Raw genomic sequence first — 24,441 nt, 5'->3', positions numbered from 1 at the left:
CAAATATAATTCACGTATAACCAATAATTTAACTTATGGCAGATCAAAAGATCGCTTTTTTCTGAAAAACAGATAAATCACTTTATATATTCCCTCCTGACCATTAGCATCGCGTCATTGCTTACTAAGCAACCAGCTCCATCCACCTGCAAGCAGAAATATAAAATGACAATGAGTAAATTAAAGACCGTATCCAGCCTGCTGGTCGCGAGTTCTTTATTGGTTTCCGGGGTTTCCCGGGCCGGGGAAAGTTTGTTAGGCAGCAATACTGAAGGGATGCGGCACTATGTGAGTTACGGTGCTGAATATTATAAGTGGGACGAATCCGTCGATAATATGGACGGTAAATATGTTGCTGAACATGGCCCGCGCCTGCGCGTTAATTTCGGATCTAATAATTATCTTGGGACAAGAAATAGCCTCGATACCCAAAGCGGCTTATTAAAAGCCTGGGACATGAGCGTGATGTTCGGGATCGTCCGCTATAAAGGCAGTACGCTGGACGATCAGGCCAATGTGCCGAACGGATCACTGAAAGGCAAAACCTACTACACCGGTTACAGTGCGGACATGACGCGCGGCTACCGTTACCGGGCATCCGACAGCGTGTCTTTCGATATGAAAGGCGCACTCGGTGGTCAGGCGTGGCTGCGAAACATCCGCTCTGACGATGTGTATATTGCGTCGGAAAATACCACCCGCAATTACAACGCGGTGGAAGTTACGCTGCAGCCTTACGCCAAAGCATCCCTCGGTGCCAACTGGCAAATGACCGCAGATTCACGTCTGAGTCTGGAAGGCGGTGCGCTGTATCCGATTAAAACCTGGACGCACAGCAATCAGGGTTCAGTCTGGCTGGAGCCGAAATCTAAGCTCTCGCCATTCACCAGCCTGACCTGGAATATCAACAAAGATGTCTTTGTGAAAGCCAGCTATGTGCACCAGAAATACGGCAAGTCGGACGAGAAACAGGGTGACCTGAACGGACGCACCGTCGGCTATTATCAGCCCGCGACCACCACCTCCACGCTGGGATTAGAAGTCGGTTTCTACTTCTGATAATCCCAGCGAATAAGCGCCCTCAAGCGGATTGTTCCGGTGTAAATCGCCGGGACAATCGCTTATCTTAAAAGCCTCCTTTTCCCGAGGCTTACCTTTCATATGGATCGTTTTGCAACGCTGTCTGGCGTTCTCGCCATTTTATTGTGGAGCATGAGCGTGGCGCTCACCCGCAGTTTATCTGAATCTCTGGGGCCTTTTGGCGCCGCCGCATCGATTTATACAGTCAGTGGAATTATGGTCTGGATGGTCGGTGGAAAGCCTTCCCTGCGCGGGGAATCGCCCGCCTATCTGATCGTCTGCGGTCTGCTGTTTATCTTTTATATGGTGGCGTTTTCGCTGGCGATTGGTCTGGCGCATACCCGTCAGCAAACGCTGGAACTGGGGCTTATCAATTATTTGTGGCCGAGCCTGACATTGATTTTTGCGGTTCCGCTGCTGAAATTACGCGTGCGCTGGTGGATCTGGCCGGGCGTGGTGCTGGCGTTTGCCGGTGTGCTGTGGGCAATCAGCGGCGGGCACGGACTGGATATCCATCAGCTGCTGCGTAATGTGCGTGGCAATCCGGTGGCCTACAGTCTGGCGCTGGGCGCAGCCGTTTCCTGGGCGCTGTATTCCAATCTGGTTCGTGTGTTATGTAAAGGCAAAGGCGTGCTGCCGTTGTTTCTGCTGGCGACGGGTGCCGTGCTGTGGGTGTTGTATTTTACCTATTCATCGAATCGCATCAGCCTGACGCTGCCGGCTATTATTGAACTGCTGGCGATGGGCGCGGTGACGGCAATTTCGTATCAGTGCTGGGATATTGCCATGAAAAAAGGCAATGCCACACTGGTGGCCGCGCTGTCGTATTTCACGCCGCTGTCATCGATTCTGATTGCCGGGTTGTGGCTGCACACGTTGCCGGGCGCCAGTTTCTGGCCGGGCGTGCTGATGGTGGTCGGCGGTTCGCTGCTGTGCTGGACCGCCTCGCGGGGTAAATAAGTTTCAGCGACAGGTCGTGACCTTATCGATAAGTCGTCACGAAAGAACGGTATTTGGCGAGGACTTGCAAAAAGTCCTCGACGCCGCAAAACGCCAGACTCTCTTCGTCGTAATAACTCATGCCTTCTTCAATCTCATCGCCGTCGAAATCCAGCTGATTGGCGCGGATCATCACTTCATCGTCGGCTAACAGCAGCGTGTATTCGTGGCCGACCATTTGCGTCTGGCGCTCGCTGCCTTTGAGTTCAGCCAATGCGGATTCAACCGTATCCAGCACGCTCAGGTCGCCCTTCACTTCTTCATTCAGCCAGTGACCGAGCACTTCGTGGCCCATTGAAAAACGCACTTTGACCTCACCGGTGATGTCGCGCAAAAAATCGTAATCCATGGGTTACTCCGCAGGAGGATGAAAAGGGGAATCGTCAACCGGCCGCATTTTGGCGTTCAAACAGCCGTATGTCCACCTCTTCTATGTTGCAAATCGGCGCACCGGCTTTACGCAGGATCTTACTCTTGTCCATCAGTAACAGTGATTGTGCGGCGTATTTGATCAATAGCGCTTTAAAGCGGGCATTTTTGTCATTACTGTCCCAAAGCACGCCTTCGCCGTCTAATCCCTCACAGGAGAAAATAAACAGATCAATCTCCAGTGATCGCAGTAAAGCCAACAGATGCGGGATATCACTGAGGTACGCCTGATATTTACGGGAAAGCACCCCGCCCGTCGCAATCACCCGGATATTCTCACGTCGCACCAGCGTCTCCATGATACGTACGCTGTTGGTGTAGACCGTCAGAGGGATATTGGGCAGTTTTCTGGCTAAATACCAGCAGGTGGAGCTGGCATCCAAAGCCAGCGTCATATCGTTTTCAATATAGGATAACGCTTGCTGAGCCAACTGATCCTTCGGTGAAATATGACTTTTCGCTCGCTGCGCGAAAGTGATCCCCACATCCTGGGTCTGATGGATGCTTTTTGCACAACCATGCCGGCGAATTATCTCCCCCTGAATTTGTAGCTGCCCGAGATCACGGCGGATGGTTTCATGACTGACGTGTAAACTGCGGGCGAGCTGACTCACGCTGAGCGCATCCTGCTGTGCCAGGAGTTCAAGAATGCAGAGATGGCGTGCCTGCTTTATCTTCATAAACGGTTCCATAAACCTGAAAGAAGAAGGCCAGCGTAAAGCGTTTAGACAATGAATACCGCGGTGCATCATTGATTCCCGGTCAGCACCGCGTTCGTCATTTATTTGTATAACGGGCCATAGTGCTGACAGGCGCGGTAATCCTGGCCTGCTTTGTCCATCCCAAACGCTGACCACGCAGAAGGTCGGAAGAGTTGTACATCCGGCAAATTGTGCAGACAGACAGGAATACGCAACATGGCAGCCAGAGTGATCAGATCCGCACCTACATGACCCGGTGTTAGCACCCCATGATTGGCTCCCCAGCAATTCATCATCGTACTGGCATCGTTAAAGGGTTCCTGTCCGGTCAGTCTCGGCGTAAACCACGTTGTGGGCCAGGTGGAATTAGTACGCTGATCCAGCTGCTGATGGACATCCTCGGGCAATTCCACACTCCAGCCTTCTGCCAATTGCAATACGGGGCCAACGCCCTTGATAAGATTGATCCGGCTGAGGGTGAAAGGCATATCGCCAGGCGTAAGAAAGTTCGATGAGAAACCGCCTCCGCGAAAATATTCATGCACTGCCGGGCACCAGAGGGTTTGCGCCAGACAACGTTGTGCGTCTTCAGGCGTCACTTGCCAGTGTGGTTTAATGGTCGGCAGTCCCTGCTCATCGCGCTGTGCACCGCTGCCATCAAGCGCGGCAGAACCGGAGTTGATCAGATGGATAATTCCCTGAGCTGCCCTGCCCGCCAGCTGATGTCCCGTCACGCGAAAAACGGCCTGCGGCGACCAGCAGGTTCGCATATCGGCAAAGATTTGCGCCTTGCCGGTCAGGTAGTGACCGAACAACATTGAGACCGCATTCAGGCTATCGTTTTCTGTCGCCATCAATATCGGCTGACGGGGTCCATTCCAGTCGAAGCTGCTGTTGAGCAAGGCTTCTGCGATATCAGCATTCGGATAATGATCGGTCCAGTGCCTTTGCCCCTGAAACCCACCGGCAATGGTGTTATAGCCTGTCGCCTCTTCATTAAAGCCACGCACCGCCAGTTGCGGGTTACCCTGCATCATGTCGCGTAAGCACAACGCCATCGTCAGTGACTCTTGCAAAATCCGCCGCTTATCGCTGTCAGAACGCTGAAATTCTGGCGGATTAACCTCTTCGCCGTACACAAACCCAGCTTCTGCCCAACTTATCGCCAGTGCCAGTTCCTCTTCGTCATAAATACCGCAGTCTATGCGGCGGCGAAGTTCCGTCATATCAACGCTTTGCACCTGCATGCCTAATGTTTCAGCAAAAAAGTGATGATCAACAATCGATCCGGCGATCCCCATTGAGACACTGCCCACTGACAAATAACTTTTGCCACGCAGACTGGCGACGACCAACCCTGCCCGGACGAAACGCAGCAGTTTTTCCTCTACATCCGCAGGAATATGGGTGTCATCGGCATCCTGTACATCCCGTCCGGAGATGCCGAACGCAGGTAATCCCTGCTGATTATGCGCAGCCAGCGCCGCCGCCAGATAGACCACGCCCGGACGTTCAGTGCCGTTAAACCCCCAAATGGCTTTTGGCCGCAGCGGATCGTTGTCAATCGTTTCGTCGCCATAACACCAGCACGGCGTGACGGTGAGGGTCAGACCGACATTTTCACGACGAAACAGCGCGTCGCAACGCGCCGATTCTGCGCGCCCGGCAATCGTAGTCTCGGCAATCACGCAGCGCAGCGATGAGCCATCGGGATGACGGATACACGATGAGATAAGCTCAGCGGCAGATTCGGCCATCGCCATAGTTTGCGCTTCCAGTGATTCACGCACGCCCATTCTTCGTCCGTCGATAACCGGGCGAATACCAAGTGTAATCGGTTGAGAAATCCAGGATTCAGTCAATGTTTTCATTTTGCGCCCTCACTGGCTAATACACGGTTGGTAATCACATTCTTACGGCGGACAAAGATCAGAGTGATACCCAGAAGCAGCCAGACGCCCATAACGCTGAGTGTTTTACTGTCGGTATCGCGAAGTAACATCACAATCATGCAGCCCAGAATGGCGATACTTAACGTAGCGGTAATGATGTGTAACGCAGGTGATATACGGAAAGAAGACATCTGATAGGCGGGCGTTTTGCGCACACGCCACGAGCAGATAATGCAGACGATTTGTGCCGCCAGAAAGGTGATTGCAGCGGCACTGGCAATATTGGACACCGAAATACCGCACAGGATTGGTATCACCCCGATCAGATACAGCAGGGTCAGCAGTAAATACGGCACGCGGGTTTTAAGACTTACACGCCCGAGGCTGCGCGGCAGCCAGCCATCATCGCAGGCCACCAGCAAACTTTTACTGCCCCACAACATCTGCACATTGGTTATCCCCAGCATGCTGATAATCCCCGCGCCGATACTGAAGAACAGGAAAGATCCCGGTGACATGAAGGATTTTGCGACCACAGTCAGCGGCTGATGTGCCACTTCTGATAGCGGTAAAATTCCGGTTGCGGTGACAGAAACCAGCATATAAATCAGCGCAGCAAACGCCGTGGATCCCATGATCGCCACCGGAATTGCGCGTGCCGGGTTTTTCATTTCACCGGCCAGTTCTGCCACCGTACAGGCACCGTTGGTAACAAACAGCAGCAAAGCCACCGAGGTTGCAAAGGCCGCGAAGCCGTTCGGCAAAAGGGTGGTGAAGTTGTCTATCTCCACTTCCCCGATACCTTCACCGACAAACAGCAACATGCCACATAACATGATAATCGTGAGGATCATACTCAGGCGGGCGCTGAGGGCTGCACCAAGCAAATTTGCCAGATAAATGACCGTTAATATGACGAAACTGACCGCTGTTTTTGGCAGGTCGGGAAAAAAGGCCATCAGATAATCGGAACAGGTCAGCGCATATAACGACAGTGAAACGTGAGTGAGTGAGAAAAACCAGAACACCAAAAAACCACACGTCGGGCTGATTAAACGTGAAGGCCAGCTGTATATTCCGCCGGTGACCGGCAAGGTTGCTGCTAATACTGCATAGGGAATACCGGCAAGAACGGTAATTAATGATGCCACTAAGTATGCCAGGGGTGTTCCACCGCCAGTATTGGCAATAATAACGCCAGTCAGTGCAATTACGCCGCCGCCAATAATGGCTTTAATTGCAGCGAAAAAAATTACCGGCGTGCTGAGTGTTTTAACCAGTTTGTCCGCATTCCGGGAAACCGAAGGTTCGCTCATGATCATTCCTTAATTGAATGAAATAACGCAGCAGAAGATCGAATTAGCGCAGCAAAAAATTATCAGGTCGCAGTGACCATTTGTCTGAGCGCGGACGTTAATAACGTGCGTGAAGTGGCATAGTTCAGGCGAATAAATCCGTCACCGCCCCTGCCGAAATGTGTACCGGGTTCAATCCACACATCACTTTTTTCAAGGAAAAAATGTTGCAGATCGACCTGCTGCAAACGACGACAGTCGATCCACGCCAGATAAAGTGCGTCGCCACCACATCGCTGCATACCCGAATCTTTGAGTATCAGATCCAGTTGTCTGAGGTTATCGCGCAAAGTACTAAGCAACGCGTTCAGCCAAGGCTCACCGTTTCTGTAAGCCGCTTCACAGGCGATAATCCCGGCGATATTCGGGCGCTCAAGCCCGCAGGCCAGATAGTGTTGATGTAAACGCTGGCGCAACTGCGGATTAGAAATAATCAGCGTAGAGGTCTGTAATCCGGCCAGATTAAAAGTTTTGCTGGGTGCGGTGCAGGTAATGCTGATGTCGGAGAATTCCGCGCAGAGGCTGGCAAAAGGCAGGTATTTCACTTGTGAATTGATCACTAAATCCTGATGAATTTCATCTGCTATCACCAAAATATTATGGCGCAGACAACACTCACCAAGCAGCAATAATTCTTCGCGACTCCAGACTTTGCCTATCGGATTGTGCGGGTTACTGAGAATGAAAATTTTCACATCAGGGGTAATCGCTGCCTCGAACTTTTCGATATCCAGCACGTAATCCTGCCCCACAAGCTCCAGCTCCACGGACACAACCCGCCGCTGATTCAGACCAACGCTGTCATGAAAAGGGCCGTATACCGGCATCAGCATAATGACGCCATCACCCGGCGCAGAAAAGGTTTGGATCGTCAGATTCAGGGCGCTGACAATGCCTGGGCTATGCAACATCCATTGCGTTTTTACTGCCCATTGATGGTGAGTATATTGCCAGCCAGCCAGTGCTTCACGCAGGCTTTCAGGCGCGTCGGTGTAACCGTAAATCCCGTGTTCGGCCATCCGGCCCAGTGCCTGATTCACTGCCGGAGGACTGATAAAATCCATGTCAGCGATCCATAGCGGTATCGGCCTTTTGGTCACATTCTCAGGTAGCCAGGGTGAGGGAAAAGCCCATTTCAGCGAGCCATCTGAAGTACGATCGTGAGGATATTCAAAGCAGTGCTCAATTTCATTCATGACATCACTCCTTGTTATTTTTATTATTCAACTCTCAGCCCGTAATGCTTAAATCGCTCCAATACCACGTTAATCTCTTCCTCTGACAGGACTGAAACAGGATTAACTCGTCCTGATACGGCCAGATACAAGCGCGCCAGAACTTCGACTTCCTGAGCCAGCCAAAGGGCTTTATCCAGATCCACTTCGCAGGCAATCATGCCGTGATGTTGTAATAAAGTGGCTTTGCGATCGCGTAATGCAGCCGCAACATTCACGGACAGTTCAACGGAGCCAAAGGTGGCATAAGGAGCACAGGGGATGGTGTTCCCACCGGCGGCGGCAATCATGTAATGAATGGCCGGGATCGGCAGATTGAGAATGGCGACGGCAGTACAGTGCGGCGCGTGGTTATGGACAACAGCGTTAACGTCTGGCCTGACCTGATAGGCTGCCTGATGAAAACGCCACTCGCTGGAGGGAATTTTACCTTCTTCAGATTCTCCGCTGGCGTTCACATACACAATTTGTCCGGCATTCATCTTTTCATAGGCAATTCCCGAGGGAGTAATTAGCATACCTTCCTGATAACGCACGCTGATATTTCCGGCAGTTCCCTGATTTAACCCCATACGGCTCATTTCCAGACAGGCATGAATAATGTTTTCGGCTAATGTGCTTCTCGTCATAAGTGGCCTTTTTATTCGTTAGATAACGTCATAAACAGAACCATCATGTTGAGTGCTATTTTATTTCCAGGAGAAAATCTAAATATGAAGTGTGATGGACGTCATCAAAACAGGAAAGAAACCGGGAGGGCATGATACGCAGAAATAAATAAAAGTGACCTTTTTCGTAATTAATAATTCAAATGGTCAAAAATATAAAAATCCATCAGAAGATATTCTGAGTTGACATGTAAATAAATCCCCGGGGAAAATACTGACGTCCCGTTGGATTAACAGCATCGCTGTACTGGTTTGATTATAAAAAATTGATATAAAAAAGGGAGCCGAAGCTCCCTTTTCAACACTGACGCAAATATAACGATTTAGACTGCGGTTTGGAAAATCACGCCGTCAGCTTTATCCGTATATTCACTCAGCTTGTCGAAGTTCAGATAACGGTAAGTATCCACCGCAGTCTTATCCACTTCAGCCATGTAGCCGAGGTATTCTTCCGGCGTTGGCAGACGTCCCAGCAGGGACGCAATCGCCGCCAGTTCTGCGGATGCCAGATAGACATTGGCACCGTTACCCAGACGGTTCGGGAAGTTACGGGTAGAGGTGGAAACCACGGTAGAACCGTCGGCCACACGCGCCTGGTTACCCATGCACAGTGAACAGCCTGGAATTTCTACACGCGCACCGCTCTTACCAAAGACGCTGTAATAGCCCTCTTCCGTCAGCTGAGCCGCATCCATTTTGGTCGGTGGCGCAACCCACAAACGGGTTGGCAACGCGCCTTTATGGCTGTCGAGCAGTTTACCTGCCGCACGGAAGTGACCGATGTTGGTCATGCACGAACCGATAAACACTTCGTCGATTTTGCTGTTCTGCACGGAAGACAGCAGACGTGCATCATCCGGATCGTTTGGCGCACAAAGGATTGGCTCTTTGATGTCCGCCAGATCGATTTCGATGATCGCCGCGTATTCCGCGTCGGCATCGGCTTCGAGCAGGTTCGGGTTCGCCAGCCACTCTTCCATACCTTTGATGCGACGCTCGATGGTACGACGATCGCCGTAACCTTCAGAGATCATCCACTTCAGCAGCACAATGTTAGAGCTCAGGTATTCTTTGATCGGCGCCTGATCCAGTTTGATCGTACAACCTGCCGCTGAACGTTCTGCGGACGCATCCGCCAGTTCAAATGCCTGTTCTACTTTCAGTTCCGGCAAGCCTTCGATTTCCAGAATACGGCCGGAGAAGAGGTTTTTCTTACCCTTCTTCTCAACGGTCAGATGGCCTTCTTTGATCGCGTAATAAGGGATCGCATGCACCAGATCACGCAGGGTGATACCCGGTTGCATTTTGCCTTTGAAGCGCACCAGAACGGATTCCGGCATATCAAGAGGCATCACGCCGGTCGCCGCAGCAAACGCCACCAGACCGGAGCCCGCAGGGAAGGAAATCCCGATCGGGAAACGGGTATGGGAGTCACCGCCGGTGCCGACAGTGTCCGGCAGCAGCATACGGTTCAGCCATGAGTGAATGATGCCATCGCCAGGGCGCAGTGAAACACCGCCGCGGTTCATGATGAAATCAGGCAGCGTGTGGTGCGTGGTCACGTCAACCGGCTTAGGATACGCGGCGGTATGACAGAATGACTGCATCACTAAATCGGCAGAGAAGCCCAGACACGCCAGGTCTTTCAGTTCATCACGGGTCATCGGACCGGTGGTGTCCTGAGAACCCACGGACGTCATTTTTGGTTCGCAATATTCGTTCGGACGAATACCGGCAACGCCACAGGCGCGGCCCACCATTTTCTGTGCCAGCGAGAAACCTTTGCTGCTTGCAGCAACTGGCTTGGCGATACGGAACACTTCGCTCTGAGGCAGTTTCAGTGACTCACGGGCTTTGGTGGTTAAACCACGGCCGATGATCAGCGGAATACGGCCACCGGCGCGCACTTCGTCGAGCAGTACGTCGGTTTTCAGTTCGAAAGTCGCAATCACTTCGTTGGTTTCGTGGTTACGCACTTCGCCTTTGTACGGGTAGATGTCGATGACATCGCCCATGTTCAGGTCAGAAACGTCCACTTCGATCGGCAACGCACCGGCATCTTCCATGGTGTTGAAGAAGATTGGCGCGATCTTACCGCCGAGAACCACACCGCCGCCGCGTTTGTTCGGCACATGAGGAATATCATCGCCCATGAACCACAGCACGGAGTTGGTGGCTGATTTACGTGAGGATCCGGTACCGACTACGTCACCAACGTAGGCCAGCGGGAAACCTTTTTTGTTCAGTTCTTCGATTTGCTTAATCGGACCGACGCTGCCAGGTTGATCCGGGTGGATACCTTCACGTTCGTTTTTCAGCATAGCCAGCGCGTGCAACGGAATATCTGGACGGGACCAGGCATCCGGAGCCGGTGACAAATCATCGGTGTTGGTTTCACCCGTCACTTTAAACACAGTGACAGTGATTTTTTCAGCCAGTTGCGGACGTGACAAATACCATTCGGCATCCGCCCACGACTGCAGGATTTTCTTCGCGTGTTCGTTGCCGGCGTGTGCTTTTTCTTCCACATCGTAGAAGTTATCAAACATCAGCAGGGTGTGAGACAGCGCTTTCGCGGCGATAGGCGCCAGCGTTTCGCTATCCAGCGCGTCGATCAGCGGGTGAATGTTATAACCGCCCTGCATGGTACCGAGCAGTTCAACGGCTTTTTCAGGAGTGACCAACGGAGAGGTAGTTTCGCCTTTGGCGACTGCAGCCAGGAATCCGGCTTTAACGTAGGCGGCTTCGTCGACGCCCGGTGGAACACGATTAATCAGCAGGTCTAACAGAGTATCTTCTTCGCCTTGCGGCGGATTCTTCAGGGACTCAACCAACGCTGCCATCTGTGAAGCATCAAGTGGCTTAGGGACGATGCCCTCTGCAGCACGCTCGGCTACGTGCTTACGGTATTCTTCTAGCACGACTTTCTCCTCGCTCTCATTGTCATTTATTATGCCTGGCTTCCCTCATCAGACCGCTAGTAATCCTGCAGGGACAGCGGAATATCGGATTGTCTGATGAGTCGGGGACACTGCGGGTATGATTGTTTCTTTGTCGGTTTACGACACATCCTGAACCGGAGCACAGTGTCCTTTAGCGCCGAAGCAGCATAGCAGGATTTTTAGGGGGTGTTAATCTGTTTACAAAAAAGCAACATTAAATTCTTGCTGAATCGTTAAGGGCAAAATAATCCTTTCCGATATGGCGTTCAGGCATCAGCTTACCGCCTTGTAAAGCCCGCAAAGACAAGCGTGTGGAGTAAAAGTTTACTGTTTATAATTCATCTGCAAGCTTCTGCTAAACCTGGTGCATGAAGCGAGTTCTGCCCCTCTGACGAGAAACTGATCGCCTATGAAGACAAACAATAATCTCTCAAGCCATGGCAAAAACTCGCCGCTGGGACACAAGCCATTGGAAGCCATCACTCGCCTGATTGAAGTCTGTTTACCCCATGCCACGCCGGTGGCTACAGACACCCCCAATATCCCCATCACCCTGCGCGCTGAAGACGGCAAGCAGCAAATCATCTTGCTGCTGGAAGGCGATATAAAATGCTATCGGGCCTCTGACAACTTGCTGTATGGCATTGCTGACGCGCCCACTATGCTGGGATTAATGACTTCAGAATACAGCAGCGTCTCTTTTATATTTAAAGGAAATAAGGAAAGTAAGATCAGCGTGCTGCCGCGCGATAAGGCAATCGACCTGATTGCCGAACATGGACTGGTGAGAGAGCTTATCGCCTGTAACACCCGCTTTACCGATTACCGCAACTATCATTCCGATCTGATGATCAGCCGCACCGCCTATGACATTATTTGCGGTCTGTTACTCGAAATAGAACGGTTACCACAAGAAGTCCGCAGAAAAAGCAGCGTGGTAAACTTTATTCTGGAGCGTTCGAATTTAGCACGCAGCGGCGTCATGAAGATTCTGGCGGATCTACGGACAGGGGATTATATCGATATTCAGAACGGGAAACTGATCACCATCAATAAGCGTTTTCCAGACGAATACTGACAGGTAGCAGGCATTGCTTAAAAAATAAAACTTCGCTATATTTTTTGCGGGTTAATTTATTTACCCATTACAGGTTTACTTAATACATGGTAACTATGAAATAAATTCAATTATCGATATTTAATATGGATATTAAGGAGAGTTAAAATGATGGGATGCAATGGTACAGAACATGAGTTCTGGAAGTGCATGGAAAAAACCTTTAAATAACAAGGAACGTTCCGTATGAGAAATATCCTCCTGGTACTTATCCTCGCACTGACATTCCCTTGCCTTGCGCATATAAATGAAGATATCGAATACAGCCGTGACAAATATCTTTTAGCTTACAATAACCTCAACACTAAACTTGAGGAATGCTTATCAGAAATGAAATCCAGGCCATTCATTACTTCGGCTGATATTGAGGGTTTTGATAAAAGAACGGTAAGCATTGCCGTTGTATACCTTGGCACAGTTCAAATCGATCAATGCACCGGGAATGAGCATCATCAGTATATGATCAGGGCATTCGATTACTACGATGCACTCACAGAAGTCAGCATCTACAGCCAGCAAATTAAAACACTTCAGGATAATATTTTTGCTCTTTTACCAGCGGGAAATATAAGATTAGAAAGGGAATATGAGAGCTTTCCCTTAAAAATCAGAACTGAGCTGGAAGCACGCTTAAAAAATAAAAACCTCAGATCCTACCCCTCTTTCCAAAGCAGCCCCCAGTATGATTTTGATGACCAATAATTTAATAACCACGCTTAATGCCTGGTCGGGCTAAGACGTCGTCGTCTATAACAGATCGTTTTTGAAAAGACTCAATTGAGGTCGTCTGTCAGGGCGACCTTTTCAATAGTAGATCATCGTAAACGTCGCTGTGCCGTTCGCACTTCCGCTGCTGAGTGTTTGTCCGTTGAGATAGTAGCGGGCAAAAAAGGGAATACTCAGGCTTCCTTCACTCGCCGAGGGCGTGATTGCCCATTCCTGTCCGATGCCCACGGGCGACGTATCGCCTTTGAGTATCTGAATCCCCACCCCGGTCGCCTGCCCCTCTGCGCCACTGCTGATTTTGATTACGCCGGCGGCCAGCGAATCATCGGCAGTGCCGTCGATACGGATATTCACATTCGCCCCGGCATCACAATTGAGTTCTATGCTGAAAGGGACATCCGGTGAAACACCGCCAGGAGATGTACTGGAAAATTGTCCCTGAGTCACCGTACCCAGTGGCACATTTATTGTGTTATTCAGCACATCGCAGCTTTCCGTTCTGATATTGATATTGCCGGTGTAGGAAAACGTGTTGTTGCCCCCACCCCCGAGGCCTGATTTGCCATACACCCCCAATCCGAAACGGGTCTGGCTTTGCGCCAGTGCCGTATCCGAAATATCGTTGGCGGTTTTGACTAACGATAACGTCACTGTTATCTGATAGCTGAGACTGCTGTCCAGGCTACCCAACGAGGTATTACGCGTATCGCAGCTTACCCCGCCTCCGACCACACGTTGTCCGCTGGAGTTGGTCAGGGCTATACCGATGCCCTCGACGCCGGTGGAGTAAACGCCAGGGAAACCTGCTATTTCAGCACCGGTTCCATAGTAACAGGCGATGATCGGGTCACCGGCGAGTTCGTTGCTGCCGTTTGTACCGCAAGTACCGCTCACATTGAACGTATGCTGACTTCCGGGTATATCCGCGCCAACAGGCAGTGAAGAGGTCACCGCAACCGAACTTAAATCCCAGGACTGAGGCATGGCCGGAGAAGTAGAGCAGGCCGCCCATAATTTGCCAGAAAACAGGGCCAGACAGGCCAGCAGTAACATCATTTTCATAAAGGCCTCATCGACATACGCTGGTGGCCTGTGAGACCGCCGCTTTCTGTGTACCGGATAATGTAAACGGTGCTTCGCACTGTCCCCCTTGCCACGTCACACGGACTGCGCCCTCCTCCGGCAAGCCGCTGAGATAAAGTTGCCCGATGTCTCCGACAATGGCGCGGTTCTGCTTATCGCCCACCACAAAGGCTTCTGCACCGAAAGGTACAGGCTGCCCGTGATAGGTCAGATTGAGTAATAACCGGTTGCCTGAGCGCGTAGTAAAAGAGGCCATAACGACAGCACCGGCAGTGGGAACAACCGAAAGGATGTTGTCGTCAATATCAACGTTCTCATCCAGTGATGTGGTGTCCAGCGCCACGCGGGTTCGCTTATAAGGACTGAGGTAATTCACCACGGCATAGCCGCGCCAGTCGGTATACACGCCGGTGTTATTTTGCAATTTCACTCCCGCCGCCCCCGGCGCGCGGACAATGGCAATGGCGGAGAGATCGCTGGCAAGAGGCTGCGCGAAAGTGACGCCGAAGGGATGACCCACAATCGCGCCCTGCCAGCCGTAATTGACCTGATGCGTGTCCTGATTGTAGTTGTAGCCCCCGCTGAGCTGAGCGGCGCTGCCGAGATAATTCAGGCTGGCGCTGCCGCTGTTTCCCTGCCCGTGAGTGCCATAGCCTTCACTGACGGCATAAGAGAGGTTGTTATCCTCAAGCAGCATGCCGTTGATGCCGGTCTGATAAAGCGTCCGCCCATGGCTCGCGCTGTTTATGTTAGCCGTGGCCCAGGCGTTAGGCAGCCAGCGCGCCAGAGGAATACTGACATTAAACGCGATCTGTTTATCGCTTTCAGTACCGTAAGTCCGGTTATCCGTTACCGATAAGGCGTAATCGATACTGGCAATATTAACGTTGTAACTGATCCCGAGACTGCGCTGGTTAATTTGCGACTGTCGGTAGTTTTGCTGGTACCAGGAAAGGGAAAGTGATCCCCACTGCCCGTTGTTAATCATCTGGGTCAGGTTAAGACGATACTGTTCCCGTGGCTGACCATAGTAAGTCCCGTTGCTTTCGTCCTGACGCCAGTTACTGGCATCACTGAAATGATAAAAATCCCCGGCAAATCGGATCCCGGCCAGCGACAGCGTGGAGCCTGTCGCGGCAACGCTTTTGGCATATTGCAGCCGGTACGCCACGCCCTTTTCCCGCTGACTGTCAGTCAGCTCGCTGTTGGCCAGCGTGGTATCAAACGACAGGGATCCAAAATCCCCGACCATAGTACCGACACCGGCATTCGCCGCTTTATAGTTCTGCGCCAGCTGACTGCCGCCAAACAGGGTCACGCCATAACCCAGTCCGTAAATCAGTGACCCCTGAAGAAATTCAGGCTCGTCTCCCCCGGACTGATAAGTACGGTATTTCCCCAGCGTCATGGCGTATTTCAACCGGCCTTCGCGCTGCATGATCGGGATAGCGGAAAATGCCTGGGTAAAATGTCGCTCTTCGCCATTACTTTCCCTGACCGTCACATCCAGATCTCCGGAGGCTGAAGTCGGGTATAAATCGTTAATGCTGAAAGCGCCGGGCGGTACATAGGTCTGGTAGATCACCATGCCGTTTTGCCTGATCGTCACCTGCGCGTTGCTTCTGGCAATGCCGCGGATCACCGGCGCGAAGCCGCGAAGGCTGTCCGGCAACATGTTGTCATCCGAGGAGAGCTGTACGCCGCGAAACGAAAAGCTGTCAAAGATATCCGCAGGTGTGGTGCTTTCTCCGGCGATAAATTGCCCTTTAAGCACCGGCACATCACGCTGGAGAAAACTGTAGGCCGAGTCCCAGTCCTGCTGCGACTGACCGTCAATGTTGCGGCTGTAACGCCATGTGCTGTAGTTGCGCAGCCGCCAGCCGCCCCAGTTGGCACCGCTTCTCAGGCTCAGAAACTGGCTCTGATCGCTGCCGCCTGAATTTTGCCAGGTACGGGCACCACTGAGGTTGTAATTAAGCAGCAAGGCTGGCGTTCCCTCATCCCATAACTCAGGACTGACCGCGCCCCTTGCCAGCGTGTCGAGCAATCCCTGAGGGATGGTGATCAGCAGCTTCTGACGCGAAAAGTCAAACTGGCTCACCACTCCGGGCATCAGCGGCGTGAAATCCTCAACCGGCTTTTGTGCGGGCCAGTCACGTAATGCCGGAATGCTGCGGGTTCTGAGCCCCAGATTTTGCCACTGCGTCGGGGTAAAAAGTGGGGAAAGCGTCTGGTCATGCTGGGCAATAAAAGTCACATCCTGCCGCCCTTTCGGCACATTGTTCACCAGCACATCCACACGGTAGACACCGGGGGTCTGCCCGCCTGCCCGGGAAAATTGCGATAAATCCACCGGCGCGCCAGGGTGTTCAATTTCCAGCGCCTGCACGTTGAAGCGGTCATCCGCGCGTGTTTCAGAGGTTCCCAAAACAATCCCGGCCAAAAGCCATGACCGCAAAGTGAAGGATGAAAGATGCGTAACGACATGATTTTTATTCATAACATGCCTCAGCGCAGCCGGTTTTTTTCCACTGAACTGGCACCGCCATAATCATTGACGACCTGCCAGCTGACCTCACCAGCAACCGCCCCCTGAGGCCAGGGATAGCGGGCTTCCCCAAAAGGCGGAACCATTGTGTTGCCTGTCGCCACATGATTGCTGCCGAGGTTCAGCCTGAAAAAGGTGAAGTAATAAGGTGTCGGATTGGTCACCCGCAGGTCTGAGCCCTGACGGGAGAACTGCAACTGCCGCCAGGCGCTTTGCCCTGCGGGTGTGAGCAACGCTGCCGGCCGGTAAAAAAGCTTCAGGCGCGTCTTCACCACAATTTGCAATAAACCGGCGGGGGCGTTTTCAGGCAGACGGGGGATAGATTTGATATTTAGCCAGAACAGGGATTCGCGATCTTCAGGCAGCAGGCCGCCCGTGCGGATAATCCGCAGACTGTTATCTTCCCCGGCATTCAGCCGTAATAGAGGGGGGGTTACGACAAAAGGTGCGGGGACGGAGGACTTTTGCGTCCCGTCAGGACCGTTATTATCTACCCATGACTGGATCAGAAAAGGCTCTGCTTGTGCTCCCTGATTACTGACGGTAAGTGAGGCTTCTTTTTTATTGCCCTGATATATCACCCGTGTGGCTTCTGTAATCACACCCGCATAAACCGTGGGAACAGAAAAGAGAATGAATAACATCCCTGATAAAATAATAAAAAGACGCCGCATATATTCCTCTCATACTTCCGTCAATAAAAATAAAAGACATCCGCGTCTGAATCTCTGGCATCCTTGCCAGTTTAAAGAGATTATTTTTGATTCTTATTATTGATAATTAATGGTGAACTGTGAGGTCCCGTTTGCCGCACCTTCGCCTACAGTTGCCCCGGTACTTCTGTAGCGGGCGATAAAGTTCATATCCACCCCTTCAGAGGTTGCATCAATGGGATAAAAACGTGAGGCCGTATAAAGAGGAATGGGTGTCCCCTGATTATCCGCAATTTCAATGCCTACGCCGGTTGCGCCACCGGTCACTTCCAGTAGCTGGTTATCCACAGCATCAGCGGTACCGTCGAATTTGACCGCAGCAGCCGTGAAAGTTGCCGGGCAGTTGGTGAGTGAAATCGTAAACGCGGTCGGCGAAGAAGTATCACCGGCTGCCGTAAATGAGGTCGCGGCGACAGTGCCTAAATCCACATTAATGGATGCATTACTTCCGCCATTCACATCACATGTCGTGGCAACGATTTGTCCGATGAAATTAATGGTGCCATCAGCTGCATGTACGACGGTATGACTGAAACACAGCACACTACCGAGAAGTAAAATAAAAGAATTACGCTTGTTCATGAAATAATACCTGAGATTAAAATTGAATAAATTCCACCAGATTCATTTATCAAAGCTGGCGATATACATCCACTTTAAACAAGCAGGTACATTTGAGGTAATCACATCCCCCTCACATTATTTTATCGATAATATTAAGAGAAAGAAAATAAATGAATGAGGATGTAATGAGATAAATGAGAACGGGGGTGGAGTGTGCTATAGAGGAAAAAGGCAAAAAACCGGAAATGGAAAAATTTCCGGTTCAGACATGGACGACTTATTGCATAGAAACCTGGCGCACAAACTCTTTTCTGAGCTGCATGCTGTATTCCTTGCCGTAAAACTGCGTGGCAACGTCTGGTTGCACCACGTCTGTTTTCACTTGTTTGTTCATCGGCACCGCGCCAAAAGCGACATTCAGCGCCCGCTGGGTTTCAGCTTTCGTTAACCAGTTCAGAAACACCGCCGACGCCGCAGGATGTGTGCTGTTTGCGGCAATAGCCGCAATATTGCCCCCTCCCGGCATACCAAAAGCCGGAATATAAAATTTCAGGCGGCCGGTAATCGCCCCGGATTTTTGCAAACCCGCCAGATGATCTTCCCTGGCGGGCACCAGCAATAATTCGCCATCATTCAGACGGGTCAGGCTATCTGCACCCGATGCGGTCTGGGTGATTTTTTCTTTATTACCGACAAACCATTCCCAACCCTTTTTCCAGTTTTTAATAATGGCAGGATCGACTTGCGTAGCATCGGCATCAAAAGTGCCTGAGGAGAGGGTGACTACGCGCTGAATAAAGGCTTCGCCTGCTCCGCCGTTATTTGGATCGTTGTAACCAAACTTCTTCGGATTCGCATCGATAAAGTGTTGTAAATCATCGAGTGATTGCGGCAAAGGTTGATTGCCCATCTGTTGCGGATCGTAAGCCATACCGGTTTGGTTGCCCCAAAAGGCAACCGCATATCCTTCGGTATCCACACTTTGCAACTGATGCACTGCATCTTTGAAGCCTGGCAGCCAGGCTACCTGCACCAGGGCATTTGCTTTACGGATGATCGGTAACTGCGCCACCGACAAAGCCACCACGTCCATTTTGCCTTTTTCACGGCGTGCTTCCGCCAGCAGTTTATTCATGTTGCCATCGATCGACCCTTCCGGAATACGCACTTTAATTGCGTACTGTTTCTCAAAATCAGCCACGAAACTGCGCCATTGCGGTTGTAAATACCAGACGTTAAATGTCACTGAGCCTTCTTTTTTGGCCTGTGCGACGACAAGATCCCAATCTTGTTGCGCCAGTGGCGTGGCGGTCGCTACCCCGCTCAATAACATGCCACCGAGAAGTAAAACCGTGCCTGTTTTCATGATAAATGACTCCCTCATCAAGGATTACGCCTTGCCGGTTGACTGTGACAGATAATTCCCTTTCAACAGCTTCTCAATAATGACCATCAGGACTACATTCGGGATCACAAGGATCATTGAGACTACCGCCGCATCCGGGCGCACAAAGGAATAGCCGAGGAAAGAATAAAGAATGGTCGGCACGGTAATAAAATCTGGCGCGCCCAGGACGTATGAAATGCTGAACTCTTCTAAACTACGCACCAGACAAAAAATCAACGCGGCCAGGAAACTGGGCTTGAGCATCGGTAAAAAAGCATTGCAGAACGTTCCCCAATAGCTGGCACCGAGATCGCGACTGGCATCAATTAAATCCTGCGGCACCGCTTTAAACCCTGCGGACATAATGCGGATCGAGTAAGGCAGCGTCAGCACAGTGTGCCCTAACACGATGCTGATAAACGGGTTGCTGATATTCAGATTCATCAGCATGGCACTGAAGAAAATCCCGATGATCATACCTGGCATAACCAGTGGGATCAGCGTGAGCATTTCCGCAACGGCTTTGCCACGAAAAGTCATGCGCCCAAACGCATAAGCGGTCGGTAACGACAGCAGTAAACTCAGCATCGCCACGGCGGGCGCAATGGTGTAGCTGTTAAAGAGGGCTTCTGACAGCGAAGTTTGCTGCCACACCTGTATCCAGCGGTTAATCGACAACACTTGCGGAAATAAGTCCGGATAGCTCCACGGGTGTTGCGGGTCAACCAGCGACCATAAGATAGCCATTGAAAATGGCAGTCCAAGCCAGACCAGATTGACCAGAACAAAAAACAACAGTGAAATCCTGACGATCAGGCGTCCATTCGCCGTTCGGTTCATTTGACCTCTCCTTTGCGGGTGGCGAGGGGTGTCAGGAGGACGGCGATAAGCAAGGTGCCCAATGCTGCCGTCAGCATGATAATCACGGCAATAACCGCAGAGTTATTCCATTCCCCGTATTCCATGGCTGTGGCCTGCATCAGGCGAGCCAGTGAGTAGGTATTGCGCGGGCCAGCGACAGAGAAGAAAGCAAAGTCGCCCAGCGCACCGATAAAAATAAGGGTCAGGGACACTTGCACTGCGGGTAGCGTCAGGGGAAAAATAACGTCCCGAAAACAGCGCCATCGGCTGGCACCCAGGTTACTCGCCGCGTCTAATATGTCGGTACGGATTGCGTTAACTGAGCCACCAACCAGAATCAGCGCGAACGGCAGATTCTTCCAGATTTGTAAGATAACGACGCCCCAGCCAAAGTCATCGTTCTGCATACGCAGCGGTTGATCAATAACGCCCAGCGCCAGCAATAGCTCATTGATCACGCCGTGATAAGCAATGATATTGATGAAAAGAAATGCCGCCACGAGGCCGGGAATAAACATCGGCGCACGCAGCACAGCAACAATACCTTCTTTCGCTACCAGCGGCTGACGGAGCCACAACGCCAGCGGGTAAGAGAGCAGCACCGCACCAAAAGCCCCCAATATTGAGACTTTAACCGAATAGAACAGCGCGCTGTGCAGCACCGGATCTTGTAATACGCTTTGCCAGTATTCGAGCGAAAACTGGCTGTCGCCGGAAAGATTGAAATAGCCGATGCTTTGTACCAGCACCACGTAAAAGGTCGATCCCATCAGCAACACAATAGTGCCTAGTCCACTGATCATCAGCAGCCAGGCAGTCAGCTCATTACGCCATTTCATCATGCCCCTCCGCTACCGGCTCGAGGAAGTGAATCGCGTCCTCGGGTAAACGGAAGCAAACCCGCGCCCCGCTTTCGGCCTGCGGTTTTTTGATCAGTTGCAGACGTACCGACAATTTACCGTCATCGTTATCGCCCCATGCTTCGGTCAGGTTGCCCATAAACGCCATTTTGCGCAGCGTGAGGAAGAAATGGTTATCGCCGGTTTGTGGCTGTGGCACAAAGCGCGCATCTTCAGGCCGCCAGCAGATATAGCAATGCTCAGCAAGCGGGGGACGCGGAGAACGTACGTAAAACTCACCTAACTGGCAGCGAACCCGATAAAAACCAGGCTGTTCCGCAGGCGTGATGTGGGCGATATCAATATTGGCCGCACCAATAAAATCGGCGACGAAACGGTTAGCAGGACGGTAATAAATCTCTTCTGGTGGCCCTATTTGCTCCACATTGCCCGCATTGAGCACCACGATCTTATCGGACATGGTCAACGCTTCGGCCTGATCATGGGTGACATAAATGGACGTGAGTTGATATTGCCGCTGTAACTCTTTGATTTCAAAACGCACACTTTCACGCAGTTTCGCATCCAGATTGGACAGCGGCTCGTCAAACAGCACCACATCCGGGCGCGTAACCATCGCTCTGGCCAGCGCCACCCGCTGCTGTTGCCCGCCAGAAAGTTGCACCGGCATTTTCAGGTGCTGATCCTGCAAGCCAACCTGCTTCAACACCTCCGCCAGACGCAGTTGCTGCTCGGCAACAGGTAAGCGTTTTTGCTTCAAACCAAAACAGATGTTGTGCGCCACATTCAGGTGCGGAAACAACGCGTACGACTGAAAACACATTGCGGTGTTGCGCTTTTCCGGCGGCAAATTATTAACGGATTGCCCGTTAATCAGAATGCGTCCGCTGTCAGGCTGATGAAACCCGCCGATCATTTTAAGTAACGTGGTTTTACCACATCCGCTCGGGCCAAGCAGGGTGACAAATTCACCTTCTTCGGCGGTAAAGGAGATCTCGCGGGCAGCGTAAAACGCGCCAAATTGCTTTGTGACCTGTTCCAGTGAAAGTGTCGACATAGTGTACAAATCCTCTGTTAAAACTCGTCGATTAAATTTACACACTAAATATAAAATTTATGTAACAAAGATCCTCAAAACCAAAAACAACACTAAGAGCGAAAATAAAACCAATAAACATCAAATAATTAACATGAAAACATTGCCGGGATATAAATTTCACTTCTCTAATTAAGTTTATATAGTAAATTTAATATTCAAACTTTGGAATCACATGAGGAACAACCATGGCGTTTAACTTTCATCAGGCCGCACAGGGCATCGTGCTGGCAAACAGTCACCGCGGATACTCCAGCCGTTATCCGGAAAACACTCTGCCCGCGTTTATCGGAGCAAAAAAAGCAGGGACGCATTGCATTGAGTTAGATATTCATCTGACCGCAGATAATCATCTGGTGGTCACACACGATCACCGCATTGATCGCGTGTCGACCGGCACCGGTTTTGTCGAGCAAATGACGCTCGCGCAGTTACAGCAATTTGATTTCGGCGTTAAGTACCATGCGCAATTTGCTGGCACGCCGATCCCTTTATTGCAGGATATTCTGCGTTGGGCGGCAGAGAATGGCATGGGCCTGATCGTGGAAGTGAAGCAACGTCGCCGACATGACGAATTTGTGCATCATCTGGTTGCCTTGTTGCAGTCAATGCCAGAGGCGCTGTCACATATTCAGTTGCTTGGGTTTAATCATGTGTTGATTAACCGCGTCAAAGCCCTGATCCCAGATTTAGCATTGCAGGTCGTGACGCTGGAGCGTTACAACAGTCAACTGGCCGCCGTGCAACATTCCCACGCCAGTTGTGTCTGTTTTGAATATGAGTTCGCCCATGTTGACGATCTTCGCGCCTATAAACAGGCGGGACTGGGGGTACGCATGTACCTGCATGAAGTGAAAAATGGCATGACGCCACTGGAGCAGTACCAGCACAAATTCGGGTATGATAGTCGCCCCGAGATCATGGGCTGGCTGCGTGAAGGTCTGATCGATATGCTCAGCCATGATGATCTTCCGTACCTGCAGGCGCTGATTGAAGAAGCGGGACTGCGCTGGGCCTGATAACAAAAATGATAGCCATATTATGAATGTAAAACCTGACCATCTGGAACTGCGTCCTACCCAACGTTTGCTGCTGGAGCTGATTCGTCGCCATGCACCGGTAACACGCGCCGAACTGGCGCGCTATTCAAACCTCACCGCGGGGGCAATCACCCAACAATGCCGGGAGCTTTTATTTTCGGGTCTGGTTATCGAAGGCGAACGCAATATGGGACAGCGCGGACAACCGTCGCTGCCCCTGCGGCTTAATCCTGGCGGCGCGTGTGCGGTCGGGCTGGCTTTCAGCCCTGGCTTTATCGACATGACGCTGGTCGATCTCAGTGGCCGCAAACTGTTCAGTATTTCTGAGCCTCATCAGGAAAATCAGCCACTCGCCACCACACTAAAACAGATTAAAAATCTGGTGGAGCAGACGTTAAAAAAACGCCAGCTTCAACATGCGCGCATCCTCGGCATGGGTTATGCCGTGCCGGGTTTTCTAAAGCCCGATGGCAAAAAGCGCCACTGTGTGGCCTGGCTTTCAAGCTGGCGCGATGTCGACCTGCAACAGGCGTTTGAGGACAATTTGCCGTGGCCGACATGGGTTGAAAACAACGCCAATGCCTCGGCGATTGGCGAGCTGTATTCAGGTACGTGGAATTCCTATCGTGACATAACGTTTATCGATCTTGGTTACGGGATTGGTGCCGGGATTATCGCCGATGGCAAACTCCTGCGCGGCGGGTTTTTGAATGCCGGTGAAGCCGGTATGGCATTTCCCGGTGATAAACCGCGTCCATCCTATAAAGACCTGGTCGCGACGCTCACTCAGGCAGGGCTAAGCGAAGCGCAACTACCGGCACTCACCGCAGAACAGCACCCCTTGCTGGAATCCTGGTTTTCACGCTGTTGCGATCAGGTCGAGCAGAGCATCATGGGATGTCTGCAATGGCTGGATCCACAATTGATTATTTTAGGTGGGGCCATGCCGAAAACCATCACCGAAAGGCTGGCAGAGGTTTTAACGCTAAGACTTGATGCCAGGCTTGATCCAGACCGCCCGAAAGTGCGGCTGGTGAACTCCCCGATGGGTGCCGAAAGCGCCTCGTGGGGCGCGGCGATGATCCCGTTGTATCAGGTGATTAATCAGGCATAATCCGCCGGGCAAAAAAAAACGCCTCCGGAGA

21 protein-coding genes are annotated in these 24,441 nt (G+C 51.4%); 6 read left to right on the top strand and 15 right to left on the bottom strand.

The window, feature by feature from the left end:
- Positions 1-171 precede the first annotated feature (171 nt).
- Together CKQ54_RS07175 and yddG are read left to right on the top strand one after the other, a co-directional pair.
- Positions 172-1,059, top strand: a complete 888-nt coding sequence (locus tag CKQ54_RS07175) for a hypothetical protein (protein WP_244220180.1) — start codon at positions 172-174, stop codon at positions 1,057-1,059.
- Positions 1,060-1,161: 102 nt separating this feature from the next.
- A complete protein-coding gene (yddG, locus tag CKQ54_RS07170; RefSeq protein WP_120161891.1) occupies positions 1,162-2,040 on the top strand; it encodes an aromatic amino acid DMT transporter YddG in 879 nt (292 codons plus the stop codon).
- A gap of 22 nt (positions 2,041-2,062) precedes the next feature.
- Here yddG and yacL read toward each other — a convergent pair whose 3' ends face one another.
- From yacL to acnB, 7 genes are all read right to left on the bottom strand, one after another.
- Positions 2,063-2,428 carry a protein YacL gene (gene yacL / locus CKQ54_RS07165; RefSeq protein ID WP_120161892.1) on the bottom strand — a complete coding sequence of 122 codons (366 nt, stop codon included), beginning with the start codon at positions 2,426-2,428 and terminating at the stop codon, positions 2,063-2,065.
- Positions 2,429-2,462: 34 nt separating this feature from the next.
- Complete coding sequence (fucR, locus tag CKQ54_RS07160; protein WP_425272805.1) at positions 2,463-3,182, bottom strand: L-fucose operon activator; 720 nt, start codon at positions 3,180-3,182, stop codon at positions 2,463-2,465.
- A gap of 107 nt (positions 3,183-3,289) precedes the next feature.
- The gene (locus tag CKQ54_RS07155; protein WP_120161893.1) at positions 3,290-5,080 is read right to left on the bottom strand and encodes an L-fucose isomerase; all 1,791 of its coding nucleotides are present in this window, start codon (positions 5,078-5,080) and stop codon (positions 3,290-3,292) included.
- Positions 5,077-6,417: an APC family permease gene (locus CKQ54_RS07150; RefSeq protein ID WP_167459623.1), complete on the bottom strand. Its 1,341-nt coding sequence runs from the start codon at positions 6,415-6,417 to the stop codon at positions 5,077-5,079. The genes CKQ54_RS07155 and CKQ54_RS07150 overlap by 4 nt, the downstream gene beginning before the upstream one ends.
- A 62-nt stretch (positions 6,418-6,479) precedes the next feature.
- Complete coding sequence (locus CKQ54_RS07145) at positions 6,480-7,652, bottom strand: MalY/PatB family protein (protein WP_120161895.1); 1,173 nt, start codon at positions 7,650-7,652, stop codon at positions 6,480-6,482.
- Between the two features lie 23 nt (positions 7,653-7,675).
- Positions 7,676-8,320, bottom strand: coding sequence for an L-fuculose-phosphate aldolase (locus CKQ54_RS07140; protein WP_120161896.1), 645 nt, complete (start codon positions 8,318-8,320; stop codon positions 7,676-7,678).
- A 362-nt stretch (positions 8,321-8,682) separates the two neighbouring features.
- Positions 8,683-11,280, bottom strand: coding sequence for a bifunctional aconitate hydratase 2/2-methylisocitrate dehydratase (gene acnB, locus CKQ54_RS07135; protein WP_120161897.1), 2,598 nt, complete (start codon positions 11,278-11,280; stop codon positions 8,683-8,685).
- A gap of 430 nt (positions 11,281-11,710) precedes the next feature.
- On the opposite strand from acnB, the gene CKQ54_RS07130 reads away from it, so the two are divergent.
- Both CKQ54_RS07130 and CKQ54_RS07125 read left to right on the top strand, forming a co-directional pair.
- A complete protein-coding gene (locus CKQ54_RS07130; protein WP_120161898.1) occupies positions 11,711-12,379 on the top strand; it encodes a helix-turn-helix domain-containing protein in 669 nt (222 codons plus the stop codon).
- 225 nt (positions 12,380-12,604) lie between these two features.
- Entirely contained in the window at positions 12,605-13,120 is a 516-nt protein-coding gene (locus tag CKQ54_RS07125) for a hypothetical protein (protein ID WP_120161899.1), read from the top strand.
- A 102-nt stretch (positions 13,121-13,222) separates the two neighbouring features.
- Here the strand turns inward: CKQ54_RS07125 and CKQ54_RS07120 are convergent, their stop codons facing one another.
- The 8 genes from CKQ54_RS07120 to CKQ54_RS07085 form a co-directional block, all read right to left on the bottom strand.
- On the bottom strand, positions 13,223-14,206 hold the full coding sequence (locus CKQ54_RS07120; protein ID WP_244220178.1) for a fimbrial protein: 984 nt from the start codon (positions 14,204-14,206) through the stop codon (positions 13,223-13,225).
- 7 nt (positions 14,207-14,213) lie between these two features.
- Positions 14,214-16,727 (bottom strand): fimbria/pilus outer membrane usher protein, encoded by a 2,514-nt coding sequence (locus CKQ54_RS07115; protein WP_120161900.1) that lies wholly within the window; start codon positions 16,725-16,727, stop codon positions 14,214-14,216.
- A gap of 8 nt (positions 16,728-16,735) precedes the next feature.
- Positions 16,736-17,377: a fimbrial biogenesis chaperone gene (locus CKQ54_RS07110; RefSeq protein ID WP_341868541.1), complete on the bottom strand. Its 642-nt coding sequence runs from the start codon at positions 17,375-17,377 to the stop codon at positions 16,736-16,738.
- 168 nt (positions 17,378-17,545) lie between these two features.
- Positions 17,546-18,070 (bottom strand): fimbrial protein, encoded by a 525-nt coding sequence (locus CKQ54_RS07105; protein WP_120161902.1) that lies wholly within the window; start codon positions 18,068-18,070, stop codon positions 17,546-17,548.
- Between the two features lie 259 nt (positions 18,071-18,329).
- Entirely contained in the window at positions 18,330-19,385 is a 1,056-nt protein-coding gene (locus tag CKQ54_RS07100; RefSeq protein WP_425272804.1) for an extracellular solute-binding protein, read from the bottom strand.
- 57 nt (positions 19,386-19,442) lie between these two features.
- A complete protein-coding gene (locus CKQ54_RS07095; RefSeq protein WP_120161904.1) occupies positions 19,443-20,279 on the bottom strand; it encodes an ABC transporter permease in 837 nt (278 codons plus the stop codon).
- Entirely contained in the window at positions 20,276-21,142 is an 867-nt protein-coding gene (locus CKQ54_RS07090) for an ABC transporter permease (protein WP_120161905.1), read from the bottom strand. The genes CKQ54_RS07095 and CKQ54_RS07090 overlap by 4 nt, the downstream gene beginning before the upstream one ends.
- Entirely contained in the window at positions 21,126-22,217 is a 1,092-nt protein-coding gene (locus tag CKQ54_RS07085; protein ID WP_120161906.1) for an ABC transporter ATP-binding protein, read from the bottom strand. The genes CKQ54_RS07090 and CKQ54_RS07085 overlap by 17 nt, the downstream gene beginning before the upstream one ends.
- A 227-nt stretch (positions 22,218-22,444) precedes the next feature.
- On the opposite strand from CKQ54_RS07085, the gene CKQ54_RS07080 reads away from it, so the two are divergent.
- Together CKQ54_RS07080 and CKQ54_RS07075 are read left to right on the top strand one after the other, a co-directional pair.
- Positions 22,445-23,275 (top strand): glycerophosphodiester phosphodiesterase, encoded by an 831-nt coding sequence (locus CKQ54_RS07080; RefSeq protein ID WP_120161907.1) that lies wholly within the window; start codon positions 22,445-22,447, stop codon positions 23,273-23,275.
- Positions 23,276-23,297: 22 nt separating this feature from the next.
- Positions 23,298-24,410 (top strand): ROK family transcriptional regulator, encoded by a 1,113-nt coding sequence (locus CKQ54_RS07075; RefSeq protein WP_120161908.1) that lies wholly within the window; start codon positions 23,298-23,300, stop codon positions 24,408-24,410.
- Positions 24,411-24,441 lie beyond the last annotated feature (31 nt).

The sequence above is a fragment of the Rahnella variigena genome (genome assembly GCF_003610915.1).
Taxonomy (GTDB): domain Bacteria; phylum Pseudomonadota; class Gammaproteobacteria; order Enterobacterales; family Enterobacteriaceae; genus Rahnella; species Rahnella variigena.
The sequence above is the reverse complement of the archived record's forward strand: the minus strand, read 5'-3'. Positions and strand labels throughout refer to the sequence as shown.

What these genes read in the sequence shown, in the direction of transcription:
- CKQ54_RS07120 (WP_244220178.1), bottom strand. Translation starts at nt 14,206, where the DNA reads ATGAAAATGATGTTACTGCTGGCCTGTCTGGCCCTGTTTTCTGGCAAA.
- CKQ54_RS07150 (WP_167459623.1), bottom strand. Translation starts at nt 6,417, where the DNA reads ATGAGCGAACCTTCGGTTTCCCGGAATGCGGACAAACTGGTTAAAACA.
- CKQ54_RS07125 (WP_120161899.1), top strand. Translation starts at nt 12,605, where the DNA reads ATGAGAAATATCCTCCTGGTACTTATCCTCGCACTGACATTCCCTTGC.
- CKQ54_RS07105 (WP_120161902.1), bottom strand. Translation starts at nt 18,070, where the DNA reads ATGAACAAGCGTAATTCTTTTATTTTACTTCTCGGTAGTGTGCTGTGT.
- CKQ54_RS07080 (WP_120161907.1), top strand. Translation starts at nt 22,445, where the DNA reads ATGGCGTTTAACTTTCATCAGGCCGCACAGGGCATCGTGCTGGCAAAC.
- CKQ54_RS07090 (WP_120161905.1), bottom strand. Translation starts at nt 21,142, where the DNA reads ATGATGAAATGGCGTAATGAGCTGACTGCCTGGCTGCTGATGATCAGT.
- CKQ54_RS07115 (WP_120161900.1), bottom strand. Translation starts at nt 16,727, where the DNA reads ATGAATAAAAATCATGTCGTTACGCATCTTTCATCCTTCACTTTGCGG.
- CKQ54_RS07155 (WP_120161893.1), bottom strand. Translation starts at nt 5,080, where the DNA reads ATGAAAACATTGACTGAATCCTGGATTTCTCAACCGATTACACTTGGT.
- CKQ54_RS07085 (WP_120161906.1), bottom strand. Translation starts at nt 22,217, where the DNA reads ATGTCGACACTTTCACTGGAACAGGTCACAAAGCAATTTGGCGCGTTT.
- CKQ54_RS07100 (WP_425272804.1), bottom strand. Translation starts at nt 19,385, where the DNA reads ATGTTATTGAGCGGGGTAGCGACCGCCACGCCACTGGCGCAACAAGAT.
- yacL (WP_120161892.1), bottom strand. Translation starts at nt 2,428, where the DNA reads ATGGATTACGATTTTTTGCGCGACATCACCGGTGAGGTCAAAGTGCGT.
- CKQ54_RS07175 (WP_244220180.1), top strand. Translation starts at nt 172, where the DNA reads ATGAGTAAATTAAAGACCGTATCCAGCCTGCTGGTCGCGAGTTCTTTA.
- CKQ54_RS07095 (WP_120161904.1), bottom strand. Translation starts at nt 20,279, where the DNA reads ATGAACCGAACGGCGAATGGACGCCTGATCGTCAGGATTTCACTGTTG.
- CKQ54_RS07140 (WP_120161896.1), bottom strand. Translation starts at nt 8,320, where the DNA reads ATGACGAGAAGCACATTAGCCGAAAACATTATTCATGCCTGTCTGGAA.
- yddG (WP_120161891.1), top strand. Translation starts at nt 1,162, where the DNA reads ATGGATCGTTTTGCAACGCTGTCTGGCGTTCTCGCCATTTTATTGTGG.
- CKQ54_RS07145 (WP_120161895.1), bottom strand. Translation starts at nt 7,652, where the DNA reads ATGAATGAAATTGAGCACTGCTTTGAATATCCTCACGATCGTACTTCA.
- CKQ54_RS07130 (WP_120161898.1), top strand. Translation starts at nt 11,711, where the DNA reads ATGAAGACAAACAATAATCTCTCAAGCCATGGCAAAAACTCGCCGCTG.
- CKQ54_RS07075 (WP_120161908.1), top strand. Translation starts at nt 23,298, where the DNA reads ATGAATGTAAAACCTGACCATCTGGAACTGCGTCCTACCCAACGTTTG.